The organism is Propionibacterium sp. oral taxon 192 str. F0372, assembly GCF_000413315.1.
In the GTDB taxonomy this organism is placed as follows: domain Bacteria; phylum Actinomycetota; class Actinomycetes; order Propionibacteriales; family Propionibacteriaceae; genus Brooklawnia.
In genome coordinates this window covers 898,345-925,052 of the sequence record NZ_KE340297.1, presented here as the reverse complement: position 1 = coordinate 925,052, position 26,708 = coordinate 898,345, and the positions used below count along the sequence as shown (strand labels likewise).

Sequence of the window (26,708 nt, the reverse complement as noted above, 5' to 3'; positions counted from 1 at the left end):
CTATGGTTCGAGGTCATTGCTCCTGGCTGGTACCCAGGTGTTGGTCGCCGTTCCCGGACCCAGCATCCTTAGGTCCAGCACCGCGAGCACAGCCGCGACGAGCAGCACCACACCGATCAACCCGAAGGCCAGTTGGAAGCCAAGGGCCCAGCCGGCAGCTGCTGTGCCAGCGAACAGGGTGCCGCTGATCATCGCATTGCCGACGGCGGTTCCCATGCGCTCGGCTACTTGTTTCACTGCCCCGGAGGTACCACCCATCTCCACCGGAATGTCGGACAGGGCCAAGGTCTGGTTGGCCGAATTGATGGCTCCTACCCCAATCCCAGACAGCACCAGGGGCACGGCCAGCCACAGGGCGTCGAGGTCACCTGACTCGACGAAATGGGCAATCATCATCGTTCCCGCGATGCCTGCTAGGTGGGGTACGAAAGCCCAGGCGACGATGCGTCGCCCGTTGTTCAGCACGCGGTGTCCGGCCCACAAAGATGCCCAGGCGCTGGCGGCCGCATTCGGCAACCCGAGCAGACCGGACACGATCGCCGAGACCCCCAATCCGCTTTGCACGTACAGGGCGAGCACGGTGAAGATCGAGGTTGCTCCCAGGAACTGCACCCCAGAGACCAATACCCCGTTGGTGAAGGAACGGTGAGCAAACAACGACAGGTCGACCATCGGCTCCCCACCACGGGCCTTGTGGGCCCGTTCCCAGCGGACCCAGGTGAATCCCAGTACCCCGGCCACCAACAGCAACCCGAAAGAAGCCAAGGTCTTGATCATGAAAGGCATCATCGTGCACAGCACGCTGCCGGTGAGCAGCACCATGCCCAGCGGATCAAGGTCAATGCGGTGGGAGGCCAGGGTGCCTGTGGCACGCTGGGCGCGACGGTGCCGTTCGGTCTCGAAGGGCAGCCAGCGGATTCCGGCCACCAGGGCCGTTACCCCGATCGGCACATTCCAGAAGAAGGAGGCCCGCCACCCGGTCTCGGCACCGAGCCAGTTGATCAATACTCCGGTGATCGACGGCGCGACGGCGACCGACACCGACACCACAAGGCCGAACATGGCGAAGGCCTTCGCCCGTGCCAGGCCATTGAAGTATTGGACGATGGCCCCGTTCACCTGCGGGGACGCGATACCGGCCCCCACCCCTTGGGCGATCCGCATGGCGTTGAGCCAGATCGGGTCCTGAGCCACTGCACAACCCAGGGAACCCAGGGCGAACACCGCCAGACCCACCATGAACACCGACGAGCGTCCCAGTACATCACCCACCCGTCCTGCGGGAACCAGCACCATCCCGTAGACCAGGGCGTAACCGGCGAGCATCCACTGCACCTGGGAATTGCTTGCACCCAGGGAGGATTCGATCGAGGGCAGGGCGACGTTGATCGCCGAGATCGCCATCATCGCCATGGCAAGGATGGACATCAGAACCAGCTGCATCAACCCGCGGTGGATCACCCGGTCGCTGCCGTACACATGGATGAGGGACCCAGAATCCGGTTGGGTAGTCATCGCTCACCTGACCTCAGTGTGGTTGGTCGGCCCACCAGGCAAGCAGCTCGGCACGGGCACGTTCCTCGCCGAGCGGACCTTGGTCCATCCGGCGTTCGAGCAGGAATTTGTAAGCGGCACCCACCTGGCGTCCCGGGCCGATGCCCAGTAGAGCCATGATCTGGTCGCCGTTCAGGTCGGGGCGGATCGCCGCCAGTTCCTCGGCCGCAGCCAGCTCGTCGATGCGGTATTCCAGTTCGTCGTAGGCGCGCCGCAGCCGGTCGGCCTTGCGCTGGTTGCGAGTGGTGCAGTCGGAGCGGGTAAGGATGTGCAAGCGCTCCAGTTGATCACCAGCGTCGCGCACGTAACGGCGAACTGCGGAATCGCTCCACCCCGATGACGCCCCGCCAGAGGATCCCTCTGCATAGCCATGGAATCTCAGGTGCAAGGCGATGAGCTCGCATACCGCGGTGATCACATCACGTGGGTAGCGCAACGCCTTCAGGCGTTTGCGAGCCATCTTCGCCCCGACGATGTCGTGGTGGTGGAAGGTCACTTTGGATCCCTCGAAGGTTCTGGTGGCGGGCTTGCCGATGTCGTGCAGCAGGGCTGCCAGGCGCACCACCAGATCCGGGGTGTGGTCGGGGTTCGGTTTCCCGTCGACGAAGTCCCGGGCCTTCTCCAGGGCGATCGCCTGGTCGAGTACGGTCAACGAATGTTCATAGACATCCTTGTGGCGGGCGTGTTCGTCGCGTTCCAGCTGCATGGCGGGTAGTTCGGGCAGGACAATCTGGGCGATCCCGGAACGTACCAGTAGATCGAGCCCGAAGCGCGGGGAATCGGTGAGCAGCAGCTTCGACAGTTCGTCGCGGACCCGTTCGGCGGAGATGATTGAGATCCGCTCGGCCATCTCCCCCATCGCCCGGGCGGTGTCCGGGGCAAGATCAAAGTTGAGCTGGGATGCGAAGCGGGCGGCGCGCATCATCCGCAGCGGGTCGTCGGAGAAGGAGATCTCGGGTGCGGCCGGGGTGCGCAGGATGCGTTTGGCCAAGTCGTCGAGTCCGTCGTGGGGGTCGACGAGCCGCCACTGCTCAATGCTGGGGCCGGTGACGTCCAGGGCCATCGCGTTGATCGTGAAATCGCGGCGCACCAGATCACCGGTGACATTGTCACCGAAGGCAACGACTGGTTTGCGGGAATCGGTGCGGTAAGTGTCGGCGCGAAAGGTAGTGATCTCAATGAGCCAGGTGCGGTCCGTCGTCGTCTGGGCGGAGATGGTGCCGTACTCGGAGCCTACGTCCCAGACCGTCTTGGTGAACTTTTTCAACAGGGAGTGGGTCTGCGCCGGGTGAGCCGAGGTGGTGAAGTCGAGGTCGTTGCCGAGCTTGCCCAGCAGGGCATCACGGACCGAGCCACCCACCAAGTGCAGCTCGTGGCCCGCGGCGGCGAAGAGCTTGCCCAGTGAGGTAATGATGTCGCTTGCGGGCAGCAGCGTCGCCAAGGCAGTGGCACGTACCTCGTTCAGATCGCACACCCAGAACACTCTACCGCCCGGTATGTGCCGACCGGGGATCGCCAGGGCTTTGCCTGCGCAACTGGCTCGCTTGAGGTAACGGTAAGGCCAGGACGGCCCGGTATCATTGGGGCCGATGAGCAGGATCCTGGTTCTCGACGCCATGGGCGTCATCTACCGATCCGCCGACGATGTGGCCGAGCTTTTGATTCCGTTTGTCCGGGCCAAGGATTGCATCCTGTCTGCGGCGGAGATCAAGAGGCATTACCGAGCCGCAAGCCTTGGCCGGATGACCTCGGATGAACTGTGGTTAGCGTGCGGCCTCCCGCAGGGGCTGGACGAGGAATACTGCCAAAGGCACGAGTTGATGCCGGGTATCACGGATTTGGTTCAGGAGGCTGCTGCGCATGGATTACGAGTTACGGCTCTGACGAATGACATCTCGGCATGGTCGAGGCGCCTTAGAGGTCGTTTCGGGCTTGATGAGATCATCACCGATTGGGTGGTCAGCGCAGATATCGCAGTGCGCAAACCGGATCCACGTGCCTTCTCTTGTCTGCTTGAGCGCGTCGGATGTGACGCGGGCGATGTGTTGTTCTTCGATGACCGCTACGCCAACGTGGACGCGGCGCGCCACTTGGGCATTGATGCTCATGAATTCGTCGGTGTCGAGGAAGCACGAACCTTGGTCGGGGTTCATGCTCATCCACGCACATCTGTGGATCAAGCCTTCGGCGGTTGGCCGACGTAATCAATGGGGCGAGGGGTGCGGATTCCGGCTGCGTCGAAGGCGGTGAGGATGCGGGCCCGCAGTTCACGTTCCAGACCCCACTGCTTGTCGGTGGGGCATTTGAGGAGAATCTGGTAGTTTGCCAGATTCCCCTCAAAGGAGTTGAGGCCCAGCACCACCGGGGATTCGAGCATCGTCTCGGACCACACCTCGTCCTGGTCGAGGGCGATACAGATGGCGGTGAGAGTGGAGATGACGGCCTGCGGATCCTGAGAGATCGGCACCGGAACGGTGACTGTCGAGACGGACCATCCTTGGGTGCGGTTTCCGAGGGTGGAGATCTCCCCGTTGCGCACATACCAGATCTCGCCGTGCGGATCCTGGATACGGGTTACCCGCAGTCCCAAACCCAGCACGGTGCCGCGGAGGTCCCCGACGTCGATCGAATCACCGACCCCGAACTGGTCCTCCATCATGATGAAGATTCCCGACAAGATGTCCTTCACCAGGGATTGGGCCCCGAAGCCGATCGCTATCCCGCCGATTCCCGCCGAGGCCAGGGCGGGGGCAATATTGATGCCGACGGCCTGCAGCACCATGAAGGCGACGACTATGACGAGCAATGCGTTGAGGATAGAGCCAAGCATTGAGGCCAGGGTGCGGGATCGGTGGTTTTGCCGTTCGGTGTCCATCGCCCCGGCGGCAGCGATCACCTTGGCGGCCCGGCCCGACAGGTCATCGCGTTGCCGTTCGGCACGTCGTGTGGAAGAGCGGATCCACATCCGGATCACCCGCATCAGCACCCCGCGGGTGACGATGGCGACGGCGAGGATGACGCCGATTTCGATAATGGTGTCCGGCCAGATGATATTCATGGTTCCTGCCTGTCAGCCCAGCAGGGCCTTGATGACTTCGTTGGGGATCCAACTGTGTGATTCGTAGTCCATCACGGTGATCGCGTAATCCTCGGTGTATCCGACGGTCCAGATGTGGTTGCGGGTGATGTCGTCGGAGAATTCCGAGGTGCCCGATTTGCCGCCTTGCAACACCCCAGATACATGGGTGAGGGTACCGGAGGCGACGACCGAGGCCATGATGTCCTGCAACATGGAGGCCTCCTGCCCGGTGAGCGGCTGGGCGGTGGAGGTGGGCACCTGGTCGGAGATGAGGTAGGGGATCTTCGTCTCCCCGCTGGACACCGAGGCAGCCATTCCGGCCATCGCCATCGGTGACATTTGTACCAGCCCCTGGCCGATGTTGTTCGAGGCCTTGGTCACCACATCGGGGGGTGTGGGTATCGAACCGTAGAAGGCGTCGAAGCCTGAATCGTGATCGACGGACAGGCCCAAGGAGGCTGCTGCGGAGGCGAGCTCGGTGTCGGACATGTCCACCGAAGCGTTGATGAATGCGGTGTTGCAGGACTGGGCAACGGCATCGCGTAGCGGGATGACGCCGTTGTGCTCCGGCGGGTAGCCGGGGAAGTTGGTGAAGATGCGACCGTCGACGGTGGCTTCCTTGGAGCAGTTCACCGGGGAGTCGGGGGTGTAGCCGCGACGCAGCAGGGCGAGGGCGGTCACCACCTTCAGCGTCGAGCCTGGTGGGTAGGCGCCGGTGGTGGCGAAGGAATTCGCGCCCGCCGCCGGGGAATTTGCTGCGGCCAAGATCGCTCCGGTGTGTCGGTCGAGCACTACCGCCATCACCAGCCACTCGTAGCGGGACAGCAGTTCCTCAGTGCGGCGCTGCAGGTCGGAGTTGAGAGTGAGGCTCACGCCGGACCCGTCGACTGCGGCCACCGAGTAGACGGTGTGATCCTGCTGGAGCGTGCCGGGATTGGTGGATGGGGCCGGTTCCGAGGATGGGGGCTGGCCCATCTCGGATAGCTGTTCTGGGGTGCGTGGTGAGATGGTGATTGTATGCCCGGGAATCCCACGCAACCGGGAGTCTTGGTACATCTGTACCCCACTGAGCCCGACGATGTCCCCGGTGATGATCTCTCCCTTTGATTTCGCAATGACTTCGGGTGGTGCCTCGCCAGAGATGCCAAGCAATCCTCGTGCGAAGTTCTGGTCCGGGGCTAGCGGGAGGGTGGAGGGCACGGCAGCTGCGCCCGGGACGGATGCGATGGCGTTCGGTACCCGGCCTTCGCGCAGGGTGATGGCTGAGACGAAGGCCAGCGGTCCCGAGGCCAGGACTTGGGCAGCGTACTGGTCTGGATCGACCTCCAGGAGTCCCGCCAAGGACCGGGCGGAGGGTTCCCATTGGGCGGGGTCGGTTTGGGATTTGTCGATACCCACCTTGTAAACGGTGCGGTTCTCCACCAGGGCGGTGCCTGCGGCGTCGCGGATGGTCCCACGTACCCCGGTGCTCCGTTCGTCGCGCAGCCGGGTGGTGGCCGATAACTGCGGATGGACGATTGATGGCGACCAGTCGAGGAGCCAGGTGTCGTCGTGACGCAGCGTGGCATGGGTTTGGAAGGTCCACGAGCCCTGTGGGAAAGCGTATTCCTGGTTGATGAGAACATCGGCCGTGCGGCCCCCATCTTTGTAGGTGATGCCAGCGAGACTCGTATTGGGCAGCAGAGCACCCATGGAGCCGATCACCTGCTCATGGTCGCGCACGGCCTGGTCCTGGTCGATGGCTTCGATGCTGGAGATATCACCGACGGCCAGGGCGACGACCAGCCGCTCGGCCAGGGATTCGGCCTTGCCGGGGTCGATGCCACGGTCGGTGAGCCCTGCGCACCCGCTGGTGACCAGCGCACATGCCAGCCCAGCGGCGGTGAGCCTGGTGGGTATGCGGCCCGGCCAGCCATTGGTTCGCCAACCCTTCATGTATCGAAGCCTATCTGGACGAAATATTTGGCCGGAGCCTCGTTGCCAGCGGCTTACCCTCGGCGTAGATTATGACTCATCAGTCATATGACTGATGAGTCACCTAGGGAGTGATCCGGTGCCGCACCCCACATTCGACAACCTGCCGCAGGACAAAAGACAGCGGCTCGTCGCTGCCCTCAAGACCGAGTTCGCCCGTTACAGCTTCGATGGCGCCTCCGTCGACCGGATCACCCAGCGTGCCGGGGTGTCCAAAGGCAGTTTCTATCAGTACTTTCTCGACAAACAGGACGCCTACCTGGTCGCAGTGCAGGACTCGCTGGAGCGTCGTGTCGCCATGACCGACGATCTTGGTGACGATGCATCCTTCGCCGAGCGTCTGAAGAGCGTCGTCTTGGACACCCAGGCCTTCCAGCTTGCCGATCCGCTCTCGTGGGAGGTTCTCGTCCGGGCGAATAGCAGTGATGCGGTGGCGGTTATGGCGGCCATGCGCAATACCGGCGATCAGGTGCACGCATGGGTCTGCGATGCGGTACGTGCGGGCGTGGCGGGCGGGGAACTGCACCCTGATCTCGATCCGGATGCCGCTGCTTGGCTGGTCGAGCACACGGTCATGGGCCTCGGAAAGTACCTGCTGACTAGGTTCGGGATCCCGAGCGCCCGGGAACTTGCAGACGCTGATGCCCAGACGCGTGAGGACCTCCAGCAGACGGTTTGTGCGGTGCTGGACATGGTGCTGCGTGCAGTGGGCTGTGAAGAGCAGAAATGAGCGGGGTCATCGCGGTCGCAGGGCTAGGCTTCACGTACCCGGGCAACGTGGCGCCCACGCTGCACGACGTGGCCTTCAACATCTCGCCCGGCGAGGTCTTCGGATTCCTGGGGCCAAGCGGGGCTGGCAAGTCCACCACCCAGCGCATCCTCACGGGGCTGCTCACTGGTTACACCGGCAAGGTTACGGTCCTTGGCCGGGAGATCGGGGCCTGGGGTCGCGACTACTACGAGCGGGTGGGGGTGGGCTTCGAATCCCCGATTGCCTTCGGCGGGCTGACGCTGGTGGAGAACCTTAGGTATTTTGCGCACCTCTATCGTGGGCCGACGCGTAACCCGCTAGAACTCCTCGAACGTGTCGGGTTGGCTTCTGATGCGAACCTGCCTGCGGCTCGGATGAGCAAGGGCATGGGGGTGCGGCTGAACGTGGCGCGTGCGCTGATCCATACCCCGGAGATCATCTTCCTCGACGAACCCACCTCCGGCCTCGACCCGGTCGGTGCCGAGCACATGATGAGTCTCATCAGCGACGAGAGGAACGCCGGACGCACTGTGATCGTCTCGACCCATGACATGGGCCTGGCGGAGCGGATCTGCGACCGGGTGGCTTTCATCGTCGAGGGTTGTGTCGCACAGATCGGCGTCCCCGACCAGTTGCGCCGCCAGCACGGCAGCGCAGCCGTGAGACTCAGCTGGCCCGGCGGACAGGCGGTCTTCCCCTTGATGGGTTTGGCGGACAACCGTGAGTTCCACGAGACGCTCCGGAACAAGCCGGTACAGTCAATCCATTCTCAGGAGGCTGGCCTGGCCGATGTTTTTACCCAATTGACCGGTCGGAGTCTGACATGATGCGCCGACTGGGGGCGACCGTGTGGGTTGATCTGCGTCGGCAGGTGACCGAGGGCTTCTGGCTCGTGGCGCTCGTCGTGGCCCTCCTCCTGGCAGCCGTGCTGCGCGCCGTCGACGTCGAGTGGGCCGTGTGGTGGCCGGTCGTTCTCCTGGCCGATCTCACCATTACTGCGTTCTATTTCGCAGCGGCTCACGTGCTCATGCAGCGTGTGGAGGGCACCCTCAATGCGCAGGCCGTGAGCCCGTTGCGGCCGCATGAGTATCTGGCGTCCCTGGTGGTGTCGCTGGCGGTGCTGTCGTTGGTGGAAATGTCGGTGTTGGTGCTTGTTGGATGTGGCCGGCGGTTGAACTGGTTCGCCTACCTCGCTGCCGCCGCGGTTGCCGCAGCCCTCTATGTCCTCTACGGCTTCATCGCAGTGTCCAAATACCCTTCGATCAGCCGGTTCTTGCTGCCGTCTGGGTTGTGGACGGCAGTGTTCGCGGTCCCAATGCTGCCGCTGTTCGGTGCTCCGTCGGGGTGGTGGCTGTGGCTTCATCCCCTCCACCCAGTGGTCGTGCTGATCCAGGTTGCGTTTGGCTGGTTGGCCGCCTGGTGGGCCGTGCCCGCTCTCATCGTCGCTGTGATCTGGGTGCTGATCGGATTCAAGGTGGCCAGCGCCCGCTTCCAGCGCTTCCTCGTGGGTGACCAGGTGTGACATGAGGTGGAAAGTATTGAGGAATTTGGTGGCTGCAGATGGCCGACGCGTGGTGCGTGACGGCTTTCTGGTGTGGATGCTGATGGTCCCGGTCGCGATGGCTCTTGCCCTGCGTGCCCTGGCTGATCCCATCCGCGGCGCGCTCGGCGAGGCTGGCGGTGCCGAGCGCTGGCTGGGCATCATTGAGACGGCATTCTTTGCGGTCGTCATACCGTTAGTGGTGGGGACTCTTCTCGGGTTCATGTTGCTGGATGAGAAGGATGACCGGACGCTGACCGCGATCCGAGTTACCCCCGTGTCTCTTACCGGGTACCTCGCTTGGCGGGCGGTTGTGGCGTGGCTGCTCAGCATGATCATGATCATGCTGGCCCTCCCGATTGCTGGTTTGACCCGCATAGACGTCGTCGATACGATCTTCACTGCAGTGGCGGGAGCTCCCTTGGGCGCGGCCTTCGGGTTGGTCCTCGCGGCGGGTGCCGCCAACAAGGTTCAAGGTTTTGCCGTGGTGAAGCTGGCACTGGTGGTGCTGTTACTGCCCTGCATGGGCCTGATCACAGACGGATTCTGGGCGTGGGCGACGGTGTGGCTTCCCAGCTGGTGGCCGGTCATGGCGAACCGCCAAGCCGACGACGGACGACCCATTTGGGGGTACGTGGCCGGAAGCTACGTGGTGAACATCGTCCTGGGAGTGGCGGCAGTCCGGCACCTGAGCGCACGGGGAAGGTGGAGCCGGTGAACTCGCAGGGGTCACCCACCAGGGTGTATTCGAACAGCCAGGCAGCGTTCTCGTCGGATAGCCCGGTGCATCCGTGGGAGACGTTCTCGCTGCCGTTTACACAACGATATGGTGCTCTGGCCCGGCGATGTCGCTCAGGTGCTGAGGGGAGTGAGAAGTTGGCTGAGTCGGTGTGCCGCGCCTGGAATGTCGGCGTTACCGGTGATCACCTGTTCAATCACCAGTCCAAAGACGACGTTCTGCATCAGGGCCGCTACTTCCACGGGTTCCAACGACGTTGTGACTATTCCGCTGTCTTGCCAGCGGCGAATCAGTCGCGTGAGTTGGGTGCGGATGGTGATGTAGTTCGCGCGAAGCATGTCACCGAGTTGTGCATCTCTGCCGATTTCGTTCCAAGCATTCAGTGCTAGTCGGGTAGAACGGAGCATGGCCGAGGGGTCTTCTGCTTCGGCAGATTCGGGGTGAGGCCACAGGACACCGATCCCTTCGAGGAACGCTTGTTCCAGGGGTGGCGGGTGTGCCTGGTCGGCGAGAGCGGCGATCCGGTTGAGGAGAGGGTCGATGCGAGCCGCGGATACGGCGTGGATGAGTTCCTGCTTTCCCCCAGGGTAGTACCGATAGACGGTGCTTGATGACATGCCTGCTTCGGCGATGATCTCGTCCATAGACGTCGCGTGGAAGCCATTGCGGGCAAAGCAGCGTTCCGCCGCGGCGTAGATGCGGGCTGCCTGGCGCTGTTGTCGAGCGTCGCTGAGCTTGGGCATGCCGCGAGCATACCCGTTTGACCCATCAAATCGAAACGATCGTTTTTGACACATCTCGCATCCGGAGGTACGTTCGCAGAGGAAACCGAAACGATGGTTTCGATATGGAGGTGGGTTATGAGCAGAAACAACACGGCGGCCGTGGCGCCAGCGGTGGGGAAAAGGGTTCGCTCGGGAGCGGTCCTCGTCAGCGCGGTGATCACCCAGTTGATGCTCGTGCTGGACATGACGGTCATCGCGATCGCTCTCCCTCAGATGCAGGACGATCTTGGCATGAGTGCCGATCAGCGCCCATGGGTAGTGACCGCTTATAGCCTAGCTTTTGGTGGGCTGATCTTGTTTGGTGGGCGCCTCACCGCGGTGCTCGGCATTCGGCGCGCATACCGGACCGGTCTGATTGGCTTTGCCGTAGCAAGTCTGGTGGCTGGTTTAGCTCCTTCGTTCGGAGTCCTCGTGGCCGCTCGGGCGGTACAGGGTGGGTTCGGGGCTCTACTTGCCCCCACTGTCCTTGCCTTAGTCAACACGACCTTTACGGATCAGACAGATCGCACGAGAGCATTCGGCACCCTCGGGGCAACCGGTGGACTTGGTGCTGCCGTCGGACTCATGGTCGGCGGGGCGCTCACTGATGCGTTGGACTGGCGTTGGTGCTTATACGTGAACGTGTCAATCGCAGTCGTCGCCTTTCTGGTAGGTCGACGTAGTCTCCCGCCCGCAAGCCAGCGCGACCGCACCACCCGGATCACCGAGGACGTGCTCGGACTCGCCCTCGGATGCGCGGCAATCTTCAGCCTCGTCTATGGGCTGAATCAAGCCCAGCAGCACGAGTGGACCTCGACATCCACCCTCATCTGGCTTTCCGCTGGGGCTGTCTTTGCGGTCCTCTTCGTGGTACGGGAATGGCGTGCTCGCCAGCCTGTGTTGCCGCTGTGGCTCACGACGCATCCGGCGCGAGCCGCTTCCTGCACCGTTCAGTTCCTCAACGGTGCAGCGCAGATGGGGGCGTTCCTTTACCTCACCTACTATTTCCAGGATTTCCTCGGGTACACGCCGCTAAAGACCGGCATCATGTTTCTACCGATGGTTGCTACCCTTGTGCTCACCGCCATGATCGCCAGCAGACTGCTCGTCCCGCGGCTCGGAGCGAAGGGCATGTTCCCACTAGGGCTCGCCATCCAGGCTGCCGCTTTCATCGTGCTCGCCCAAATGACGGTCGATTCGACCTACATTCAGGCTGCACTGCCCGGGCTCATTATCTATGGAGTTGGCGTTGGATTGGTCATGCCAATGACATTCAATGCGGGCACTCGCGGCGTGGGCGAGCACCGTTCCGGGCTTGCTTCGGCTGTACTCAACGCTTCCCAGCAGATCGGCTCTTCATTCGGCGTTGCCCTTCTCGCCACTTACGCAACGCATCGAATCACCGATTACATCAACGCTCACAAGGAAGCGATCCAAGCCGACATCGCGAGGGCTCTCGCTCAAGCCCAGACCACGCCCGACACCGCAGCTGGGCAACAGATCATTGAACAGATCAAAGAGCAGGCCAGCGCCAACGCTCAGATCGCGGCCTACAGCGGTGGGTTTGCCCTTCTTGCATGGATCTTCGTTGGTGCGAGCATGTTGTTGGTGATCGCGGTTCTGTTCTTCGTCCTATCCAGGCGGAAGAGCCATGCGTAAGGTGGCGCGGACCTTGGAACCGGTGGTGAGGAAATGACGGCGGCCCAACTTACTGGAGTCAGAGGGCCAACCTCCGGTCGAAGCACGAGCTGCATGCGTGGCAGAGCCCGGGTTCGCTTACCTCAGGGCGCTGAGTTTCTGCCAGTCTTCCCAGCTGTATACCCAGGCGCCCCAGGTCTGTTCTGGGCGCACGGGGAAGGTGGAGCCGGTGAATTCGCAGGGGTCACCCACCAGGGTGTATTCGAACAGCCAGGCAGCGTTCTCGTCGGATAGCCCGGTGCATCCGTGGGAGACGTTCTCGCTGCCGTGGGATGCGTCGGCCCAGGGAGCGGCATGGAAGTACTCACCAGACCAGGTAATCCGCTGGGCGTAGTAGACCTCCAGCCGGTACCCTTCGGCGGATTCCTTGTCTACGCCGTAGGAGGTGGAGTCCATGATGGTCTTGAACTCCTTGTCCATGATCATCTTGGTGCCAGTCATGGTCTCGTAGCCAGGCTTTCCGGTACTCACCGGCAAGATCTTGACCACTTCGCCGTTGCGGTAGCAGGTGGTGGTGTGGGCATCGATATTTGTTTGCAGTACCCGCAGGTCGCCGTAACGGTAGTCGGCTGCGGCATCGTTGAGAATCCAGTTGTCGCCAGTTCGAAGACCCGCGGCGTGGACCTCGACGTGAGCCGTCGAGCCGATCTCCCAGTAGTTCTTCGGTCGCCACTGCAAGGTGTTCTCGTCGACCCAACCCCAAGCACCCTCCTGCACCGGGGAGGTGGTGATCGACGCCGTGCGCTCAATCGCGGCCCGGTCGGCTTCTGGCACCGGGAGATCGAAACGTACCCACACCGGCATGCCGTTACCGATCACCTCGCCATCGGCGAAGCGGAAATCGACCTCGGTCACCATCGGGGGATTAATCGTCGTCACCGAATGCGTGGAGGTGTGTGGATCCCCATTCACATCCTCGGCAGTCACCTCGACGGTGTAAGAGGCGCGGGGAAACAGCGAACCGCGATCCGGAAGAGCTTGGTTACCGTTCACCGTTGCGTGGAACACCGCGCCATTGGCAACGTCGGTGAACTTCACCGAGGTGGGCGTCCCGTCGGTGACATTGATCTCCAAGGGTTCGTTGGGCCACATCGCATCCAGGCCATGGGCCGCCGAGATGGTAACCGCAGGCACCGGTGGGTTCTCCACCCGTCGACGCTCTTCCTTGTGCTTGTCGTTCGTCTGGTTCGCCCCGGTGGACGAATCAGACGACTGCGTCGACGAACCGCCAGGGCTGCTGGAACAACCGGCAAGCAAAATGCCACCTGCACCCAGCAGGGCGGCGCGGCGGGAGAACGGACCCCAAGTCATGGGCAAATCCTAGGGCAGCACACGGTTCGACCGGATTAATCCACGTCTTGGTTGCACATCGTTTGCGCTGGGCGAAACCATGGGCTCTGCCGGAGAAGGTTCTGCTGCCGCAGAAAGCTATCGGTTCGGAGTATCCATCTCGGAGACGACCTCCACCGGCTGGGTGGTGGGTTGCTCCTCGGTGGCCGTTGGCTCGGCCACGGCCTGCGGCTCTTCCGCGACGACTGGTTGGGTCTCAGCTGCGGGCTGGCTCTCGGTGGGAGTAGCGGTTGACGCGGGAGCCTCGACGGTCGTCGTAGCTGTGGCGGTTTCCGTGGCGGTGACCGTGACCGGAACCACGGATGTGGCAGAACTCGGCTGCGGTGCACTGCTCGCGCCGATAGCGATGCCGGTGAAGAAGGCGATCAGCCCGGTCATCGTCACGGTGATGATGAACTTTGCCGAGCGGTGCTCCTGGGACCGATACCCGTACCACGGCTGCTGCGCGGTGGTCACGATCATGGCCGTGCTCTGGGAGGACCAACCGATGCGGTCTTCTGCCGCATCGCCGTACAGTGCGCCGAGCTGCGGCTGCGAATCCCCCGCTTGGGCTCTTCGCGGTGCCCTTCGTGCATTCAGCGCCTGTGAGTTGTCTGGTCGTGGGCACGACGAAGCGTCCCGTTTGTCCCCGAGCATTGGTTGTCCCCGATAAATCTGTTGTCCGTGTGGCGTTTCCCCTAACGCCTCGCGGCGAGTGTATCGGACAAGCAGCGATGCCAGGAACCCTCACTGGTAACCATGTTTCATGGCAACGCCGTTCGTCACCGGCGATGCCGGGCTCCCTGGCTCGGATTTCGTCCACCAGGCCGTGGCAACAACTGGCAACTCGGTCACCGTGCGGGAGCCCTCATTCCGCAGGGTCGTGGACCCGTCGTGGATGGGCAAGGACCAGGACATGGACAGGAAGCAGACCGGGTGCTAGCCAATATGATGGTTCCGCGAATACGCACACCCCCACCGTATGGGTGACTGAACGAGCAGTTGACCGAGCAGAGGAGTGAACGGTGAATCCGAGCCGACTGCCGACCGCCATTCGCGCCCACGCGTTCCACATCCTCGCAGCCCTGCTGGTGATCGCCTACCTCGTCGTGTCCTGGCGGGAGGCGCACGCCTACTTGGAGTACGACGAGGCCTACAACCTCCAGGTCATCGAATCCTTGGCCAGTGGCAATGGCTACAGCACCTTCGGTGCCCTGCAGAACGCAGAAGCGAAACCCTTCGATCCCTACATCTCCACCGGGCCGGTGATGCTGCTGCCCGGGGTACTCACCTGGCTCGCCGGGGGCGGTTACTCGTGGATGATGCGGCTTGTTCCGCTGGGATTCTTCACTCTGCTGGTGGTGTGCCTATTCGGTTTCACCCGGCAGTTCTGGGGCAAATGGTGTGGGCTCGCGGTCGCGGCCACACCCTTCCTGCTGATCGTCGGACGGCAGGATCTCATCAGCATCGGACTGGTGCCCGGACGCTACATCGGCGAGTTCGCTGCCCTGGGGTTGTTGGTCGCCGCAGCCTGGGCCGGGGCCAACAACCGGATCGGGTTGGCTGCGCTGTTGGCCGGATTGTCCTGCCAGACCAAATCGGTCTTCGTCGTCGGCGGTGCGTTGCTGCTGGCCGTCGTCTGGATTCACGACTGCGTCCAGAATCATCGCCCGGATTGGAAGGGGCTGGGTCGCGGGGTGCTGGGGGCTGTTGCTCCGACCCTGGTGTTTGAGGTGTATCGCCTGATCAGCCTCGGGTCGATGAGTGCGTACCGGGCGAGCATCGACGAGCTGATGGTCTTCCTCGACGGGCAGTCCGGCGACCCGGTGTTCCGTCCAGAGCGTTTCGGGGTGATGGCCGAGATCCTCACCATCCCTGGGATGATCCTGGTGGTGGTGGCCACCTTGTTCGTCGCGCTGCGCATCCTGTCGGCATCTCGCATACCGGCGGCTGCTGGCATCGATGCGGCCGCAACGGACCAGACTAAGTCTGGGAGCAGTTCCGGCGAGGCTCTGGTCGACGCCCAGCCCGCGCCGGATCGCGCCCTGGCTACCTGGTGCTGGGCCGCGCTCGTCGGCTACGGGTTGTTTGCGACGTGGAGCTGGATCTGGCAGGCCACCCAGGCTAGCCCTCGCCAGACCGTGCCGCTAATCATGCTGCTCCACGCGACCTGCGTGATCCTGGTCTTCCGGATGGGCTGGCCGCGCCGCTGGTGGGCGCCGGTGCTTGCCGCGATCATGGTCGCTCTCGCCATCGGACAAGGGATTCGCGCCGTGGGATACCTGGGAGCCGACGAGGCCCTCGATGATCAGCGGGAGGCTGCCAAGGTAATTCTCGCCTCGGGCACTGGTGCACTGCCGGTCTACGGGGCATGGTTCCAATTGCCCGAATACCAGCTGCTCACCGGCATTCACCATGAGAACCGTCCCGGAGTCGATGCCCCCACCATCGACGTGTACACCGATCTGATGGCCGCCTCTATGCTGGAGGAGGAGACACCCGATGCCATGGGCTTCCTGTCGCAGTGCCGGGGAGCGGTGCTGTACGAATCATCAACGGTGGTGGTCTGCAGGCGATGAGTGCATGCCTGGATGTGGTTCACTGGTGTGGTTAGGTTCAACCGGGAAGGATCCACGATGACTGATCTGACGATCGTCATGCCCGCATACAACGAGGCCGATGGCATCGCGGACTTCCTCACCGACCTCGACACACGCTTCGAACCTGAGGTCCGGATCATCGTCGTCAACGACGCATCCACCGACGACACAGCCGAGGTGGTGGAGGGCCTCGGGTTGTCCCGGGTGGAACTGATCGACTCCCCGGTCAACGTGGGCCACGGTCCCACCACCATCAAGGCCCTGCAGGCAGGTGTGGCCGCCGGGACCAGAATGGTGATGGCTGTCGACGGGGACGGTCAGTTCGACGTTGGGGACATGCACCGTTTGGTGGACATCGCGCTGGCCGCCGAAAGTGATGTGGTGGAGGGCAGTCGCTTCGAGCGTGGTGACCCGCTGTTTCGGATGCTGACCTCCCTTGCCACCCGGGTGCTGGTGGCGTCGCGGTGCGGCATGTGGCCCAAGGACGCGAATACCCCACTGCGGGTCTACCGGGCCGATGTGCTCGCCGACCTGCTGGGGCGCATCCCGCAGGATGCGATGACTCCCAACCTGTTCATGTCGGTTCTCTCCCGTCGTCGTCGCCTGGCGTTAATCGAGATACCGGTGAAGTGTGGTGTGCGCCGCGGCGTCACGACCGAGGGCTCGACCTGGGGCCAGCGACGCCGGTGGTTGCCCACCAAGCGTTTCCTGCGATTCTGCACCGATGCCGTCGGCCAGTGGTTCGGTACGAGAATCCGGTGACGATGTCCGAACCACCCGACGACGTGACGATGCCCGCCACTCCCGGTGGGATGCCGCCTGTCCCCGATGAACCGGTGCGCGGCGAGTATTCCCCGGAGCAGCCTGGGGCGACGGAATCCAAGCCCCACGTCACCTTCACCTTCGCCAGGTTCATCCGGCTGGCAAAGCAGATGACCAAATACGGCATCTTCGGGGGCATGGGTGCTGCCACCGATTTCGGCGTCTACACCGTGCTGGTCACATACGCCGGGCTGATGCCGGTGGCTGCGAATGTGCTCTCGATCCTTGCCGGAATCGCCCTGAGCTTCACCTTGAACTCCCGGTTCACCTTCGGGCGCACCGACCACGCCTGGGCGCGCGGCATGCGCTTTCTCACCGTCGGATTGCTCGGCTTGGGCCTGTCGACGGCCATGCTTGCCGGGCTGACCCAAGGCCTGCAGCTGAGCCCGGTCATCGCCAAATTGATCACTTTGCCGTTGATCGCCTTGTTCCAGTTCGTGGTCAACAAGTTCTGGTCCTTCGGCACCCTGGGCTGAAGGTGAGGGCACCGGGTGCCAATACGGCCATACACGGGAACCCGTGACCGCTGAACTCCTGCGTGGGAGCCCAGCGGCCACGTAAAGGGATCAGCCGACGTCAATACGACGTGGACCCGCCTGCCAGGCCTTCCACGCCGATTCGACGATCTCGTCGAGCCCGGCCGTTGAGCGGAAGCCCATGGTGCGCTCCAGGCGGTCAGCATTGGCGATCAGCTTCGGCGGATCGCCAGCCCTGTGCCCCTCGACCACCGCCGTGGTGTCCAACCCGGTGACTCGCCCGATCGCTTCGATAACCTCCTTGACCGAGGAGCCCTGGCCGGTGCCAACGTTGAAGATATGCTCGGTCATGCCGGTGTCCAGGGCCGCGATGGATTCGATGTGGGCCTGGGCAAGGTCACGCACGTGCACGTAGTCACGAATGCAGGTGCCGTCCGGGGTGTCGTAGTCGTCGCCGAAGATCCGCGGCGCCTCGTTCTTGGCAAGCCGGTCGAGGACCATCGGAATGAGGTTCATCACCACCGAATCCCCCAGGTCCTCCCAGCCGGAACCAGCGACGTTGAAGTAACGCAGTGCCACCCACTTCAGCCCCCAGGCGCGGGCGCAGTCGGCGAGGATCCACTCGCCGATCAGCTTGGTGCGTCCGTAGGGGTTAATCGGGTTCCCCACCACATCCTCCGACACCACCGCGACGTCGGGTTCACCGTAGGTTGCAGCAGAGGAGGAGAAGATCATCTTGTCCACCCCGGCGGCCTGCATCGCGGTCAGCACATTGACCAGCCCGCCAATGTTCTGCTGGTAGTAGAACAATGGCTCGGCGACAGACTCCCCAACCTGCTTCTTGGCTGCAAAGTGGATGACCGCATCAACGTCATGGTTTTTCAGCACCTCGGTGATCCGTCCGAGGGCCCCGTCGGCGGCGATGTCGAACTGGACGAGCGTGGCGTCGCCGACCCGCTCAGCGGTGGAATTAGACAGGTCATCAATCACGACGACGGGGGTGCCCTGCTCACGCAGCAGGCGAACGACGTGGGCACCGATGTAACCAGCGCCTCCGATCACGCACACGGTCATTGGGCGGTCCTTTCTTCGAATGGCTTTGTCCCCGATGCTAGTCAGCTGTGCCGCATCGGTGTTGTCATCTGAGGCTCTGGGAACGTCCCGTCGCAGTGTGCCGTACCGGGCAGACCGGGATGCCCGCTAGACTCGACCCGACATCGTCTGCACGCGAGGAATGCCTTGAATCCCGACACATGGTTGATTGTTCCCCTCTACAACGAGGGCCAAGTGGTTGGTGACGTCATCCGTCACGCCCGGGAGTCCTTCTGCAAGATCGTCTGCGTGGACGATGGCTCGCGGGACGACTCCGGTCAGATCGCCGCCGATGCGGGGGCTGTTGTGGTCACCCACCCGGTGAACCTCGGCCAGGGCGCAGCCCTGCAAACCGGCATCCGCTACGCAATGGGCGACCCGGCGGCGAACTACTTCGTCACCTTCGATTCCGACGGCCAGCATCGCACCGAGGATGCCGAACGCATGGTGCAGCGACTGCGCACCGAGGAGTTCGACGTGATCCTCGGCTCCCGATTCCTGGATTCTGAGGTGGAGGCTGGCCTGCTCAAGCGGATCGTGCTGAAGGCCGCGGTGCTCTTCGAGCGGATGACCACCAAACTCAAGGTCACCGATACCCACAACGGCCTGCGGGCGCTGAACCGCACTGCTGCCGAGAAGATTCACATCCGGCAGAACCGCATGGCTCACGGCTCCGAGATTCTCCAAGAAATCGCAGTTCACAAGCTGCGTTATTCCGAAGAGCCGGTCCACATCATTTACACCGAATACTCCATGGCCAAGGGACAGTCGCTGTGGAATTCGATCAACATCCTCGACGAACTGTTCCTGAACAGGGGTCTGTGACATGGGTAACCAGATCATTATCCAGGTGCTGCTGATCCTGGTGCTGCTGTTCCTCATGGCGGTGCTATTCATCCAGCGCCCTGGCGCCCGCTCCTTGGCGATCCGCCGTCTCACCTACGGCGGGCTCATGGTGGCTGCGATCTTGGCGGTGCTGTTCCCCGGATGGCTCACCTGGCTGGCCGGACTGGTCGGCGTTGGGCGTGGCACCGACCTGCTGCTCTACGGGCTGGTGCTGGTGTTCATCTCCCATTCGATGGCCTCTAAGAGCCGCCATGCCCAAACGGACCACAAATTCACCGAGTTGGCCCGTCACACCGCCATCGCCGAGGCTGAGAACGCAGCCGAAGCCGGGAAACGATTGTCGGCCGGGCCTGATCAGACGGCCACTGCCGTGCACTAGAGTTGTGAGCTACCCGAGGCGAAGGAGCTTCCATGACCGTTGACGTCCTGTTTCCCTACTACGGGGATGTCGATCTGATGAAGAGCGCCGTTCTCAGCGTTCTCACCCAGACCTACACCGACTTCCGGCTGATCGTCATCGACGACGGTTACCCCGACGACTCGATCCCCGGATGGTTCGAATCCTTGGGCGACGAACGGGTGAGTTACGAGCGTAACGAGACGAACCTGGGTGCCAACGGCAACTATCGCAAGGCCGTCGGGAAAGTCACCAACGACTTGGCCGTGATGATGGGCGCCGACGATATCATGCTGCCCAACTACCTGCAGTGGCTGGTGGATGCCGCGGAGGCCCACCCCGATGCCGATATCTTCCAGCCCGGGGTCGTGGTGATCAATGAGAACGGTGCCCAGGTGCACGGGCTGACCGAGAAGATCAAGGACGTCTACCGTCCCGGCGGTTCGGGCCAGCGCATCCTCACTGGTGAGCAACTGGCCGCCTCGCTGCTGCGTGGCAACTGGCTGTACTTCCCATCCTTGGGGTGGCGGGCCTCGGCGATGAAGGACATCGGTTTCCGTACCGGTCTCGACGTCGTGCAGGATCTCGCCTTGGCCCTTGATGTCGCGATGCGCGATGGCAGCCTGCTCTTCGACGACGTGGTGGCCTTCATGTACCGCCGCCACTCTGCATCGGACTCCTCAGTGCGTGCCCTCACCGGGACCCGTTTCGACGAGGAGCGTCGCTTCTTCTTGATGATGGCCGAGGAGATGGAAGCACTGGGCTGGAAGAAGGCTCCGGCCGTCGCACGCAATCATCTGTCCTCCAGGCTGCACGCTGGAACCCTACTGCCCAAGGCAGCGCTCAAGGGCAACTGGGAGGGTGTGCGCAATCTGGCCCGCCACGTCATCCAATGACCGCGACGGTGGGCGGGTGAATGGTTCCGTTCACCGCTGCTGCCTACCGGCGGGCCGAGAGGAGTCGAGATGCCGCGCGTGAGTGTCATCGTGGCCGCCCACAACGCTCGGGCCACGATCGCCAGGGCGGTCGAATCGGTGGCTGCCCAGACCACGGATGACTGGGAACTGCTCGTCATCGACGATTGCTCCACCGACGACACCGTCGCCATCCTGGAATCCCTTGCCACCAAGCTCGATGGCAGGCTGAAGGTATTGTCCACCGTCACCAATCAGGGCCCGGCAGCGGCGCGCAATGTGGGCTTGGAAGCTGCGGGCGGAGAGTGGATCAGCTTCCTGGATTCCGATGATGAGTACCTGCCTGAGCGGCTGGAGATGATGCTCGGGGCCACCGATGAGAGCACCGACGTCGTGGCCTGCGCCCATCTCATCGTGTCCACCGACGGTTCTGAAAGACTGCGGGCCCCCAAACGTACCGGGAACATGTCTGGGCCCGCTGCGGCTGCGGCCACTCTTGCCGAGACACAGAGCAATTACGTGTGGGACAAGATGTTTCGCGCCAAGGTGATTACCGGGCTACGTTTCCCACCGATCCGGCGGGCCGAGGATAACGTCTTCACCGTCTCGGTGTTGTCCCGAGCCCGCAATGTGCGTTACCTGGCCGAGCCCGGTGTGCGGTATTACGTCTCGCCCACCTCATTGACGTGGGGATACGTTGCCACCCAGCAGGAGACCGCCGCCTTGGTCGAGTTGCTGCGTCAGGCGGTGGACGAGCACACCGATGCGGTCACCGAGCGCGCCCTGGCCACCTCAAAGACCGCCGCTTGGCTCTCGGTCGCCCACCAGGGGATCACCGCGAAGCCATCCGCGGAACGCGTCGGTCACGTCCGGGGATGCATCCGGGCCCTCGGCTGGGATGAGATCGCGGACACACTACGCACCCACCCGCTGTTGGGCCTTGCGGCAGGAGTGATGAAGCTGCTGCCCGGCCCGTACACTGCCTTGTACGCCGCCTATGCGTCGCGAGTCTACGGGGTGGAGGCCTGAGCCCTGCCCAGTGCGATGCAACGCAGCGGGGTTCAGCCCAGATCCGTCGCCGGTTGCCCGCTAGACAAGCGACGGCGGTGCCGCACCAAGGTGATGACGTGTACGGCAACCCCTGGCAGCGGGCCGATGCCCAGGGCCAGGATGGCCCGAGTCACCAGGTCCAGGGGTAGGGCAGCGATACCGAAGGCGCAGACGGCCGCGATGAACCAACCGCCGGTGTAGGCCCGGTGGGCGCTGATGCCCAGGGTGGCGGCACCGGTGAGCACCAGCCAGCCCATCCCGGCGGCCGCGACGGTGAGCGCACCGACGGTGAACGGGGCCACTTGGTAGGCCGACCCGTAGATCGCCCGGATGATCCACGGCCCGATGAGCCCCGCCAGGATCCCACCGATGACACCGATACCCAGCACGCCCGCCATGAAAGTGAAGATCACCTTGAGATTGCGGCCTTGGTCGTGGGTGAATTTGTTGATCGCCACCCCCTGAACCGCTTGGAGCGGAATCATGATGGGTGCCCTGGTGAGGGTGATTGCGAGGATCGTCCCCGCCAGCACGCCGGAATCCACGTCGCCTCCGGTGGCCCGCAGCAGGGCGGGGAAACCGGTGACGAGCAACGCCCAGGAGGCCGACGACAGCATCGTCATGATGTTGTTGCGCAACAGTTTCCCGAGCGGAACGTCGGCCCGGGCCGCGAAGGAACCTCGCCCCGAGGTGGTGAACAGGCAGAACAAGATCCACACCGCGGCGGGTAGCACCACGCTGATCTGGACAGGCAGCAGGGCCCGGGCGAGCACCAGCCCGGCGACGAGGGCCCCGATGGGCCGCACGATCGCCTCCACGCCGATCAGCCAAGCGAAGGTGTACCAGGATTTCTGGCCGGATAGCGCCCCCAGGGTGGTGAAGTGACCCGCGCTGAGCACTACCCCGGCGACGACGGCGAGCACGACCCACGGCGAGCTACGATGGAGGAAAACCCCTAGCCACAACGGTGAGGTGGCGGCGATGATCGCACCCACCGATAACCCCAGGATGAGCGCGGCTGTCTGAACCCGGGCACCTGCACCCCGGTCGGTGGACAGCTGCGATGCGGTCACCGCACGAGTGCTCTCGGTCTGTACCCCGGCGATGATGCCGACGATCCCGAAATACAGCGACCAGAAGACGAGGAATTCCGCGTTGTCGTCCACCGACAGCACCCGTGCCGTGAGGACGGTGATGATCAAGCTGGCGGCCGCCGAGACGACCGAGGCCACCAGGATGGCCGTGGTTTGTCCCGCCGAAGCAGGTGGGGTCCCGGAGTCGTCGTCGCGCAGGGCGCTGGATTCATCACTCACGCGGGGGAGTCTAGTGGTGTGTTTCGTATTCGCTTCGGCTAAGGCATCACTTTCAGATGAATCTGCCGACGCGAGAGTGGAAGACATGTGGCCTTGGCTTTGGCGGTTAATCACTGGGCGTGGAAGTGAAAACGGGGTCAATGAAGCGGGCGACGAGGGTGACCTGATCATTGAGCTGGGCTTCACAGACCTCTTCGAGACGCTCTTTGCGCCGCCAAGCGGCCCACTTAGCCTGCTCAATGGCGCCGTAGCCCTTCAAATGAGGGCTGACAGGTTCGAGGGCCACGCCACGGTAGCGGGCGACGGCTTCGGCGGATCGCCGCAGTTCGTGAGGGTTGAAACCATGACGGCAGAGTTGGACGATATCGACGTAGTCGCGCCATCTGGTGCTGGTGATGCCGCGCTCCAGGATGGTGACGGCTTTCTCAGCAATGGTTGTCTCGGCCGCGTATCCCAGTAGCTGCAACGGCTCGCCGAGTACTCGGTCGATTGAAACGATGCAAGGTTCTGGAATGATGGGATCTCCTGTGGAAACATCCCATGCCGAAGTACCCTTCCATGGCCCGATGCATGCGTTCACGCGTACCCGGTATCCGCCGGTAACCGGCGCGTTCTCGAATCTCTTGGACGCTGATGCTGTTGATGTCGAAGGTGACGCCGTCATCGGATGGCACCTTGGCGAGTTGGGTCACGACGAATGTGAGATGTTCGGGAGTAACGTCGGCGTTGATCACGTTCGCATCGGCGTCCTTGGTGGGGCGACGAACGCCGTTAGCGGCGAGCAAAATTCCGCCTTTGAGCACGAAGTCATCTCCATGTTCACTGCGGACGAGGCGGTCCAAAAAGGACTCGAGTAGATGGCGAACCAGGTATTCCTGGGTAGGTGTCGGTCTTGCGGTTTTACTCGCCGTGGATCGAGCCTTGGATTGGAGGATAGTGAAGACTTCTTCGCCGCGCGTCATGACAGTGTCTCCAGGGCGTGAAGGATCGGAGCCTTGGCTCGGGGGAGCTGCAGGGCGATCTGCATCAGGGTGCTAGGTTTCCCGCTGCGGCGCAGCCATTCCTTGAGGGCATCTCGTGCGGTCTCGTAGCCGAGCTGGCCACGCAGGCGGAACGCGTCCGCGATGCAGCGTTCGGGGGAGTAGAGCCCGATCGACAGATCTGTGCCTTCGACGAAGATCTCGTCGCGACCGAGGTCGAAGGTGGCGGCATCGAACTGGTGCCAGGTGATCGCGTGCTCGGTTGCGGGGTGGCGCCCGCCACGAGGGATTGCGACATCAAGAGTGTCGGGAACGGCGTCGGTCAAGTCATGGTGGGCGAGCGCAGAAGTGAGGCAGATCGTTGCGTCGGATCGCCGGGTCGCAGCTTCGACCATGTCCCAGTCCATGGTCGGCGTGTCTGCAGGGAGGTAGATGCCACGTGCGACTCGGGTCAGGTCGCCGGCGCAGGCTGCCCGGTAGAGGCCGGTGCGGGACAGTCCGGCGCGGTCAGCGGTTGATGGGGTGATTGGTTTCATAGTCGCACCTCAACTCGGTCGGTACGGAATGTCTACAGATGCTAGTAGCTGATGACGTTTCATTCCACTCCGGTGCCGAAGTGCAGAGAAACAAAACGCGTCCCTATAAGTCGACAGGGCGGTTTTGGTTCTGGGGTGTGAATCGTGTGGGATGTCGGTACTAATGGGACGAGATGTAGCTTGTGGGCTCACCGGGGATACGGTGTCGGTCTATTCGCCCTTGCTGAGCCAGTTCTGGACGTGGTGGGCTTCCGGTCGCGATCCCGGGCATCGAGTGATGATCATGACAGTTGAGGCGCACGGATGCGCCGTTGTCGCTGTGCCCTCGTGTTCGGTGTCTAGCGGGCCAGGCGCGGGTTGCGTTTAGTTGGTGCTCGCGTGATCCTTTCGCCGCTTAGATGCTCGGGATGCAGGTCTCGGTTGGGGCATGAGCTCTACGGTGCGTTCACGTGCACGGGTGCAGGCAACGTAGATTTTGCGGTGCAGGTCTCGAGTGCTGTCGAGGCCGGCGGCCAAGGCTTCCTGCTCCTCGGGTTTCAGGTGGAGTCCGACGACCTGCCACTCGCAGCCTTTGGCCTGGTGGGCTGTCAGGCCAGGAACTGGACGCCCAGAAAAGATCAGTCGTTCCTGCAACTGGGCGAGCCGTTTCGTGTGGCTGTGGTGAGGCGGACGTAACTCTCGCGCCGACACGCTATTGATCCGCCTTAGCCAAGGGGTTGCGCGTCCTGGCCGGTGAAAAAGTGCTGCGAGCGACCTTCGCCGCTCGCAGCACTCGTGGACAACCAAGGATCACATCAAGTGATCCGGTCAACTCGTCACGGACGCTTGGTTACATTCCCCGCAGGGTCGGCGACCAAGGTGCCACCCTCGAAGTCCTGGGTGCATCCCGACGCGTCGCAGGTGACGTCGCTGGTCGGGTACCCCAAGGAGCCTCGCTCGTAATCCTGGGCGACCCAGGCATCCAGCAGCTTGCCATACATGAAGAAGGTGTCACCGGCAGGGTTGGTCATGATCCGCCCCGTCTCGTAGAGCTGGTAAGAGGCCGCGTCGCTCAGCTCGATGACGTTGCTCGTCGGGTAGCCCAGAGGGCCGTTACCCCAGCCGCTGCGCTCCCAAGCCATCCGGGAATCCCCGATGGACTCGTACACCTGCCCGTTCGGTGACAGCAGCAGTGCGCCGCCCATGAAGTCCTGGTAGCGCCAGCCGCGGTACTGCCAGTTAACCTCGCTGGTCGGATAACCGAGAATGCCGTGCTCGTAGTTGCGTGCCGACCACTCGGCGAGAATCGGACCGTACATGGCATGAGTCCCTACGTCATCCTGCTCATACGACATGATGCGTCCATTCTCGTAGAGCTGGTAAGAGGCTTCGGCTTCCTCATCCAACCACGCGATGCCGCTGACCGGGTAGCCCAGTGGGCCAGGAGCCCAGCCGCTCGCGGCCCAAGCTTCGCGAATCGGCCCGTACGACTCGTATACCTGACCGTTCGGTGACAGCAGCAGTGCGCCCTGCTCGAAATCCTGGAACCGCCAGCCACGGTACTGCTCTTGGTTGGCGGAGATCGGGAGGCCCAACCAGCTGGCATCTGCTCCCCAGTTGAGCCACGACATCAGGATCGGTCCATATAGGGTGTATGCCCCGATGTCTGGATCCCAGGTGATGCGTCCATTCTCATAGAGTTGGTACGCCCCGCCCTCGGGCAGCGGCACCTCATTGTCTACCGGGTAACCGACGGGGCCAGTCTGGTAGCCCTCGGCTGCCCAGGCGGAACGGATTCCGCCCTTGGATTCCACCCAGGCGCCATCGGGCTTCTGCAACAGTTCCCCACCCTCGAAATCCTGGTAGTGCCAGCCTCGATCCTGTTCCCGGAACATTCCCAACGGGAAACCGAGCCAGCCGTGCTCCAGATCACGCTGGGCCCATTGCTCGTAGACCGGGGATTTGACCCACGATGTGTGCCCGTTCGGAGCTTGGTATAGGAAACCATTCTCGAAGCCCTGGTAGCACCATCCGCCACGCAAGCCGCACACATAGCCGCCCACCGATCGACCAGGGCCGTTGAGCCCGCCGTATTGTCGCCATGCGGAATCCATGGGTGTGCCAGGAGAATAGTCTGCTTGTGCCCGGGCCGGTGACCCGAGTTCGACGAACCCCAGGGCGCCCAAGACCATGAGCAGTGCCACAAGGGGTGACATTACTTTGTTCATATCTGCACCTTCATCGGTCGCGAGGATTGATACGGGGCCAGGAAGGC

The 26,708-nt window shown here is 63.0% G+C and carries 25 protein-coding genes and 2 pseudogenes; 14 read left to right on the top strand and 13 right to left on the bottom strand.

Going from position 1 to position 26,708, the window contains the following annotated elements:
• A complete protein-coding gene (locus HMPREF1531_RS04260; RefSeq protein ID WP_016668678.1) occupies positions 1-1,515 on the bottom strand; it encodes an MFS transporter in 1,515 nt (504 codons plus the stop codon).
• Between the two features lie 13 nt (positions 1,516-1,528).
• Positions 1,529-3,172, bottom strand: a complete 1,644-nt coding sequence (locus HMPREF1531_RS04255) for a CCA tRNA nucleotidyltransferase (RefSeq protein WP_084669267.1) — start codon at positions 3,170-3,172, stop codon at positions 1,529-1,531.
• Here HMPREF1531_RS04255 and HMPREF1531_RS12805 point away from each other — a divergent pair.
• A complete protein-coding gene (locus tag HMPREF1531_RS12805; RefSeq protein ID WP_016668676.1) occupies positions 3,144-3,758 on the top strand; it encodes an HAD-IA family hydrolase in 615 nt (204 codons plus the stop codon). The two genes, HMPREF1531_RS04255 and HMPREF1531_RS12805, sit on opposite strands and share 29 nt — an antisense overlap.
• Here the strand turns inward: HMPREF1531_RS12805 and HMPREF1531_RS04245 are convergent.
• Together HMPREF1531_RS04245 and HMPREF1531_RS04240 are read right to left on the bottom strand one after the other, a co-directional pair.
• On the bottom strand, positions 3,731-4,612 hold the full coding sequence (locus tag HMPREF1531_RS04245; protein ID WP_016668675.1) for a mechanosensitive ion channel family protein: 882 nt from the start codon (positions 4,610-4,612) through the stop codon (positions 3,731-3,733). The two genes, HMPREF1531_RS12805 and HMPREF1531_RS04245, sit on opposite strands and share 28 nt — an antisense overlap.
• Positions 4,613-4,624: 12 nt before the next feature.
• Positions 4,625-6,568, bottom strand: a complete 1,944-nt coding sequence (locus tag HMPREF1531_RS04240) for a penicillin-binding transpeptidase domain-containing protein (protein ID WP_016668674.1) — start codon at positions 6,566-6,568, stop codon at positions 4,625-4,627.
• A gap of 118 nt (positions 6,569-6,686) precedes the next feature.
• Between HMPREF1531_RS04240 and HMPREF1531_RS04235 the strand changes: the two genes are divergently transcribed.
• Genes HMPREF1531_RS04235 through HMPREF1531_RS14095 form a run of 4 tightly spaced genes read left to right on the top strand, consistent with a single transcriptional unit; the run spans position 6,687 to position 9,616 of the window.
• The gene (locus tag HMPREF1531_RS04235) at positions 6,687-7,337 is read left to right on the top strand and encodes a TetR/AcrR family transcriptional regulator (RefSeq protein ID WP_016668673.1); all 651 of its coding nucleotides are present in this window, start codon (positions 6,687-6,689) and stop codon (positions 7,335-7,337) included.
• Positions 7,334-8,185 carry an ABC transporter ATP-binding protein gene (locus tag HMPREF1531_RS04230; protein ID WP_016668672.1) on the top strand — a complete coding sequence of 284 codons (852 nt, stop codon included), beginning with the start codon at positions 7,334-7,336 and terminating at the stop codon, positions 8,183-8,185. Before HMPREF1531_RS04235 ends, HMPREF1531_RS04230 begins: the two co-directional genes overlap by 4 nt.
• Positions 8,182-8,880, top strand: coding sequence for a fluoroquinolone export ABC transporter permease subunit (locus HMPREF1531_RS04225; RefSeq protein ID WP_016668671.1), 699 nt, complete (start codon positions 8,182-8,184; stop codon positions 8,878-8,880). The genes HMPREF1531_RS04230 and HMPREF1531_RS04225 overlap by 4 nt, the downstream gene beginning before the upstream one ends.
• A gap of 1 nt (position 8,881) precedes the next feature.
• Positions 8,882-9,616 (top strand): hypothetical protein, encoded by a 735-nt coding sequence (locus HMPREF1531_RS14095; protein ID WP_016668670.1) that lies wholly within the window; start codon positions 8,882-8,884, stop codon positions 9,614-9,616.
• Between the two features lie 19 nt (positions 9,617-9,635).
• On the opposite strand, the pseudogene HMPREF1531_RS14390 reads toward HMPREF1531_RS14095, so the two are convergent.
• Positions 9,636-9,698 (bottom strand): annotated as a pseudogene (locus HMPREF1531_RS14390) (hypothetical protein); the annotation flags it as partial.
• 52 nt (positions 9,699-9,750) lie between these two features.
• Positions 9,751-10,380: a TetR/AcrR family transcriptional regulator gene (locus tag HMPREF1531_RS04215; protein WP_036897190.1), complete on the bottom strand. Its 630-nt coding sequence runs from the start codon at positions 10,378-10,380 to the stop codon at positions 9,751-9,753.
• Positions 10,381-10,497: 117 nt separating this feature from the next.
• On the opposite strand from HMPREF1531_RS04215, the gene HMPREF1531_RS04210 reads away from it, so the two are divergent.
• Positions 10,498-12,060 carry an MFS transporter gene (locus tag HMPREF1531_RS04210; RefSeq protein ID WP_016668668.1) on the top strand — a complete coding sequence of 521 codons (1,563 nt, stop codon included), beginning with the start codon at positions 10,498-10,500 and terminating at the stop codon, positions 12,058-12,060.
• 117 nt (positions 12,061-12,177) lie between these two features.
• Here HMPREF1531_RS04210 and HMPREF1531_RS04205 read toward each other — a convergent pair whose 3' ends face one another.
• Both HMPREF1531_RS04205 and HMPREF1531_RS04200 read right to left on the bottom strand, forming a co-directional pair.
• The gene (locus HMPREF1531_RS04205; protein ID WP_016668667.1) at positions 12,178-13,410 is read right to left on the bottom strand and encodes a L,D-transpeptidase; all 1,233 of its coding nucleotides are present in this window, start codon (positions 13,408-13,410) and stop codon (positions 12,178-12,180) included.
• A gap of 117 nt (positions 13,411-13,527) precedes the next feature.
• Positions 13,528-13,911: a hypothetical protein gene (locus HMPREF1531_RS04200; protein ID WP_036897188.1), complete on the bottom strand. Its 384-nt coding sequence runs from the start codon at positions 13,909-13,911 to the stop codon at positions 13,528-13,530.
• A 283-nt stretch (positions 13,912-14,194) separates the two neighbouring features.
• Between HMPREF1531_RS04200 and HMPREF1531_RS13560 the strand changes: the two genes are divergently transcribed.
• The 4 genes from HMPREF1531_RS13560 (at position 14,195) to HMPREF1531_RS04185 (ending at position 17,326) form a co-directional block, all read left to right on the top strand.
• Positions 14,195-14,371, top strand: coding sequence for a hypothetical protein (locus HMPREF1531_RS13560; RefSeq protein ID WP_016668665.1), 177 nt, complete (start codon positions 14,195-14,197; stop codon positions 14,369-14,371).
• Between the two features lie 82 nt (positions 14,372-14,453).
• Positions 14,454-16,007: a hypothetical protein gene (locus tag HMPREF1531_RS04195; protein ID WP_016668664.1), complete on the top strand. Its 1,554-nt coding sequence runs from the start codon at positions 14,454-14,456 to the stop codon at positions 16,005-16,007.
• 57 nt (positions 16,008-16,064) lie between these two features.
• Positions 16,065-16,790, top strand: a complete 726-nt coding sequence (locus HMPREF1531_RS04190; RefSeq protein ID WP_016668663.1) for a glycosyltransferase family 2 protein — start codon at positions 16,065-16,067, stop codon at positions 16,788-16,790.
• A 2-nt stretch (positions 16,791-16,792) separates the two neighbouring features.
• Positions 16,793-17,326, top strand: a complete 534-nt coding sequence (locus HMPREF1531_RS04185; protein ID WP_016668662.1) for a GtrA family protein — start codon at positions 16,793-16,795, stop codon at positions 17,324-17,326.
• Positions 17,327-17,416: 90 nt separating this feature from the next.
• On the opposite strand, the gene galE is transcribed toward HMPREF1531_RS04185, so the two are convergent.
• The gene (galE, locus tag HMPREF1531_RS04180) at positions 17,417-18,400 is read right to left on the bottom strand and encodes a UDP-glucose 4-epimerase GalE (RefSeq protein WP_016668661.1); all 984 of its coding nucleotides are present in this window, start codon (positions 18,398-18,400) and stop codon (positions 17,417-17,419) included.
• A 165-nt stretch (positions 18,401-18,565) separates the two neighbouring features.
• Between galE and HMPREF1531_RS04175 the strand changes: the two genes are divergently transcribed.
• From HMPREF1531_RS04175 to HMPREF1531_RS12800, 4 genes are all read left to right on the top strand, one after another.
• A complete protein-coding gene (locus HMPREF1531_RS04175; protein ID WP_016668660.1) occupies positions 18,566-19,243 on the top strand; it encodes a glycosyltransferase family 2 protein in 678 nt (225 codons plus the stop codon).
• 1 nt (position 19,244) lies between these two features.
• Positions 19,245-19,643, top strand: a complete 399-nt coding sequence (locus HMPREF1531_RS04170; RefSeq protein WP_016668659.1) for a DUF2304 domain-containing protein — start codon at positions 19,245-19,247, stop codon at positions 19,641-19,643.
• A gap of 32 nt (positions 19,644-19,675) precedes the next feature.
• Positions 19,676-20,557, top strand: a complete 882-nt coding sequence (locus HMPREF1531_RS04165) for a glycosyltransferase family 2 protein (protein ID WP_016668658.1) — start codon at positions 19,676-19,678, stop codon at positions 20,555-20,557.
• A gap of 69 nt (positions 20,558-20,626) precedes the next feature.
• Entirely contained in the window at positions 20,627-21,604 is a 978-nt protein-coding gene (locus tag HMPREF1531_RS12800; protein ID WP_016668657.1) for a glycosyltransferase family 2 protein, read from the top strand.
• Positions 21,605-21,636: 32 nt separating this feature from the next.
• On the opposite strand, the gene HMPREF1531_RS04155 is transcribed toward HMPREF1531_RS12800, so the two are convergent.
• The 4 genes and pseudogenes from HMPREF1531_RS04155 to HMPREF1531_RS04135 form a co-directional block, all read right to left on the bottom strand.
• Positions 21,637-22,938 carry a hypothetical protein gene (locus HMPREF1531_RS04155; protein ID WP_051123329.1) on the bottom strand — a complete coding sequence of 434 codons (1,302 nt, stop codon included), beginning with the start codon at positions 22,936-22,938 and terminating at the stop codon, positions 21,637-21,639.
• Between the two features lie 106 nt (positions 22,939-23,044).
• A pseudogene (locus tag HMPREF1531_RS14355) lies at positions 23,045-23,900 on the bottom strand (nucleotidyl transferase AbiEii/AbiGii toxin family protein).
• Positions 23,897-24,454, bottom strand: a complete 558-nt coding sequence (locus HMPREF1531_RS04145) for a type IV toxin-antitoxin system AbiEi family antitoxin domain-containing protein (RefSeq protein WP_016668653.1) — start codon at positions 24,452-24,454, stop codon at positions 23,897-23,899. The pseudogene HMPREF1531_RS14355 and the gene HMPREF1531_RS04145 overlap by 4 nt, the downstream one beginning before the upstream one ends.
• 815 nt (positions 24,455-25,269) lie before the next feature.
• Entirely contained in the window at positions 25,270-26,661 is a 1,392-nt protein-coding gene (locus HMPREF1531_RS04135; protein WP_016668652.1) for an LGFP repeat-containing protein, read from the bottom strand.
• Positions 26,662-26,708 lie beyond the last annotated feature (47 nt).

Bases quoted from the DNA above. Each gene is read 5' to 3' on its own strand.
- HMPREF1531_RS04260 (WP_016668678.1), bottom strand. From the start codon at position 1,515: ATGACTACCCAACCGGATTCTGGGTCCCTCATCCATGTGTACGGCAGC.
- HMPREF1531_RS12805 (WP_016668676.1), top strand. From the start codon at position 3,144: ATGAGCAGGATCCTGGTTCTCGACGCCATGGGCGTCATCTACCGATCC.
- HMPREF1531_RS04255 (WP_084669267.1), bottom strand. From the start codon at position 3,172: ATGGCGTCGAGAACCAGGATCCTGCTCATCGGCCCCAATGATACCGGG.
- HMPREF1531_RS04245 (WP_016668675.1), bottom strand. From the start codon at position 4,612: ATGAATATCATCTGGCCGGACACCATTATCGAAATCGGCGTCATCCTC.
- HMPREF1531_RS04240 (WP_016668674.1), bottom strand. From the start codon at position 6,568: ATGAAGGGTTGGCGAACCAATGGCTGGCCGGGCCGCATACCCACCAGG.
- HMPREF1531_RS04230 (WP_016668672.1), top strand. From the start codon at position 7,334: ATGAGCGGGGTCATCGCGGTCGCAGGGCTAGGCTTCACGTACCCGGGC.
- HMPREF1531_RS04225 (WP_016668671.1), top strand. From the start codon at position 8,182: ATGATGCGCCGACTGGGGGCGACCGTGTGGGTTGATCTGCGTCGGCAG.
- HMPREF1531_RS14095 (WP_016668670.1), top strand. From the start codon at position 8,882: ATGAGGTGGAAAGTATTGAGGAATTTGGTGGCTGCAGATGGCCGACGC.
- HMPREF1531_RS04215 (WP_036897190.1), bottom strand. From the start codon at position 10,380: ATGCCCAAGCTCAGCGACGCTCGACAACAGCGCCAGGCAGCCCGCATC.
- HMPREF1531_RS04210 (WP_016668668.1), top strand. From the start codon at position 10,498: ATGAGCAGAAACAACACGGCGGCCGTGGCGCCAGCGGTGGGGAAAAGG.
- HMPREF1531_RS04205 (WP_016668667.1), bottom strand. From the start codon at position 13,410: ATGACTTGGGGTCCGTTCTCCCGCCGCGCCGCCCTGCTGGGTGCAGGT.
- HMPREF1531_RS04200 (WP_036897188.1), bottom strand. From the start codon at position 13,911: ATGATCGTGACCACCGCGCAGCAGCCGTGGTACGGGTATCGGTCCCAG.
- HMPREF1531_RS13560 (WP_016668665.1), top strand. From the start codon at position 14,195: ATGGCAACGCCGTTCGTCACCGGCGATGCCGGGCTCCCTGGCTCGGAT.
- HMPREF1531_RS04190 (WP_016668663.1), top strand. From the start codon at position 16,065: ATGACTGATCTGACGATCGTCATGCCCGCATACAACGAGGCCGATGGC.
- HMPREF1531_RS04185 (WP_016668662.1), top strand. From the start codon at position 16,793: ATGTCCGAACCACCCGACGACGTGACGATGCCCGCCACTCCCGGTGGG.
- galE (WP_016668661.1), bottom strand. From the start codon at position 18,400: ATGACCGTGTGCGTGATCGGAGGCGCTGGTTACATCGGTGCCCACGTC.
- HMPREF1531_RS04170 (WP_016668659.1), top strand. From the start codon at position 19,245: ATGGGTAACCAGATCATTATCCAGGTGCTGCTGATCCTGGTGCTGCTG.
- HMPREF1531_RS04165 (WP_016668658.1), top strand. From the start codon at position 19,676: ATGACCGTTGACGTCCTGTTTCCCTACTACGGGGATGTCGATCTGATG.
- HMPREF1531_RS12800 (WP_016668657.1), top strand. From the start codon at position 20,627: ATGCCGCGCGTGAGTGTCATCGTGGCCGCCCACAACGCTCGGGCCACG.
- HMPREF1531_RS04145 (WP_016668653.1), bottom strand. From the start codon at position 24,454: ATGAAACCAATCACCCCATCAACCGCTGACCGCGCCGGACTGTCCCGC.
- HMPREF1531_RS04135 (WP_016668652.1), bottom strand. From the start codon at position 26,661: ATGAACAAAGTAATGTCACCCCTTGTGGCACTGCTCATGGTCTTGGGC.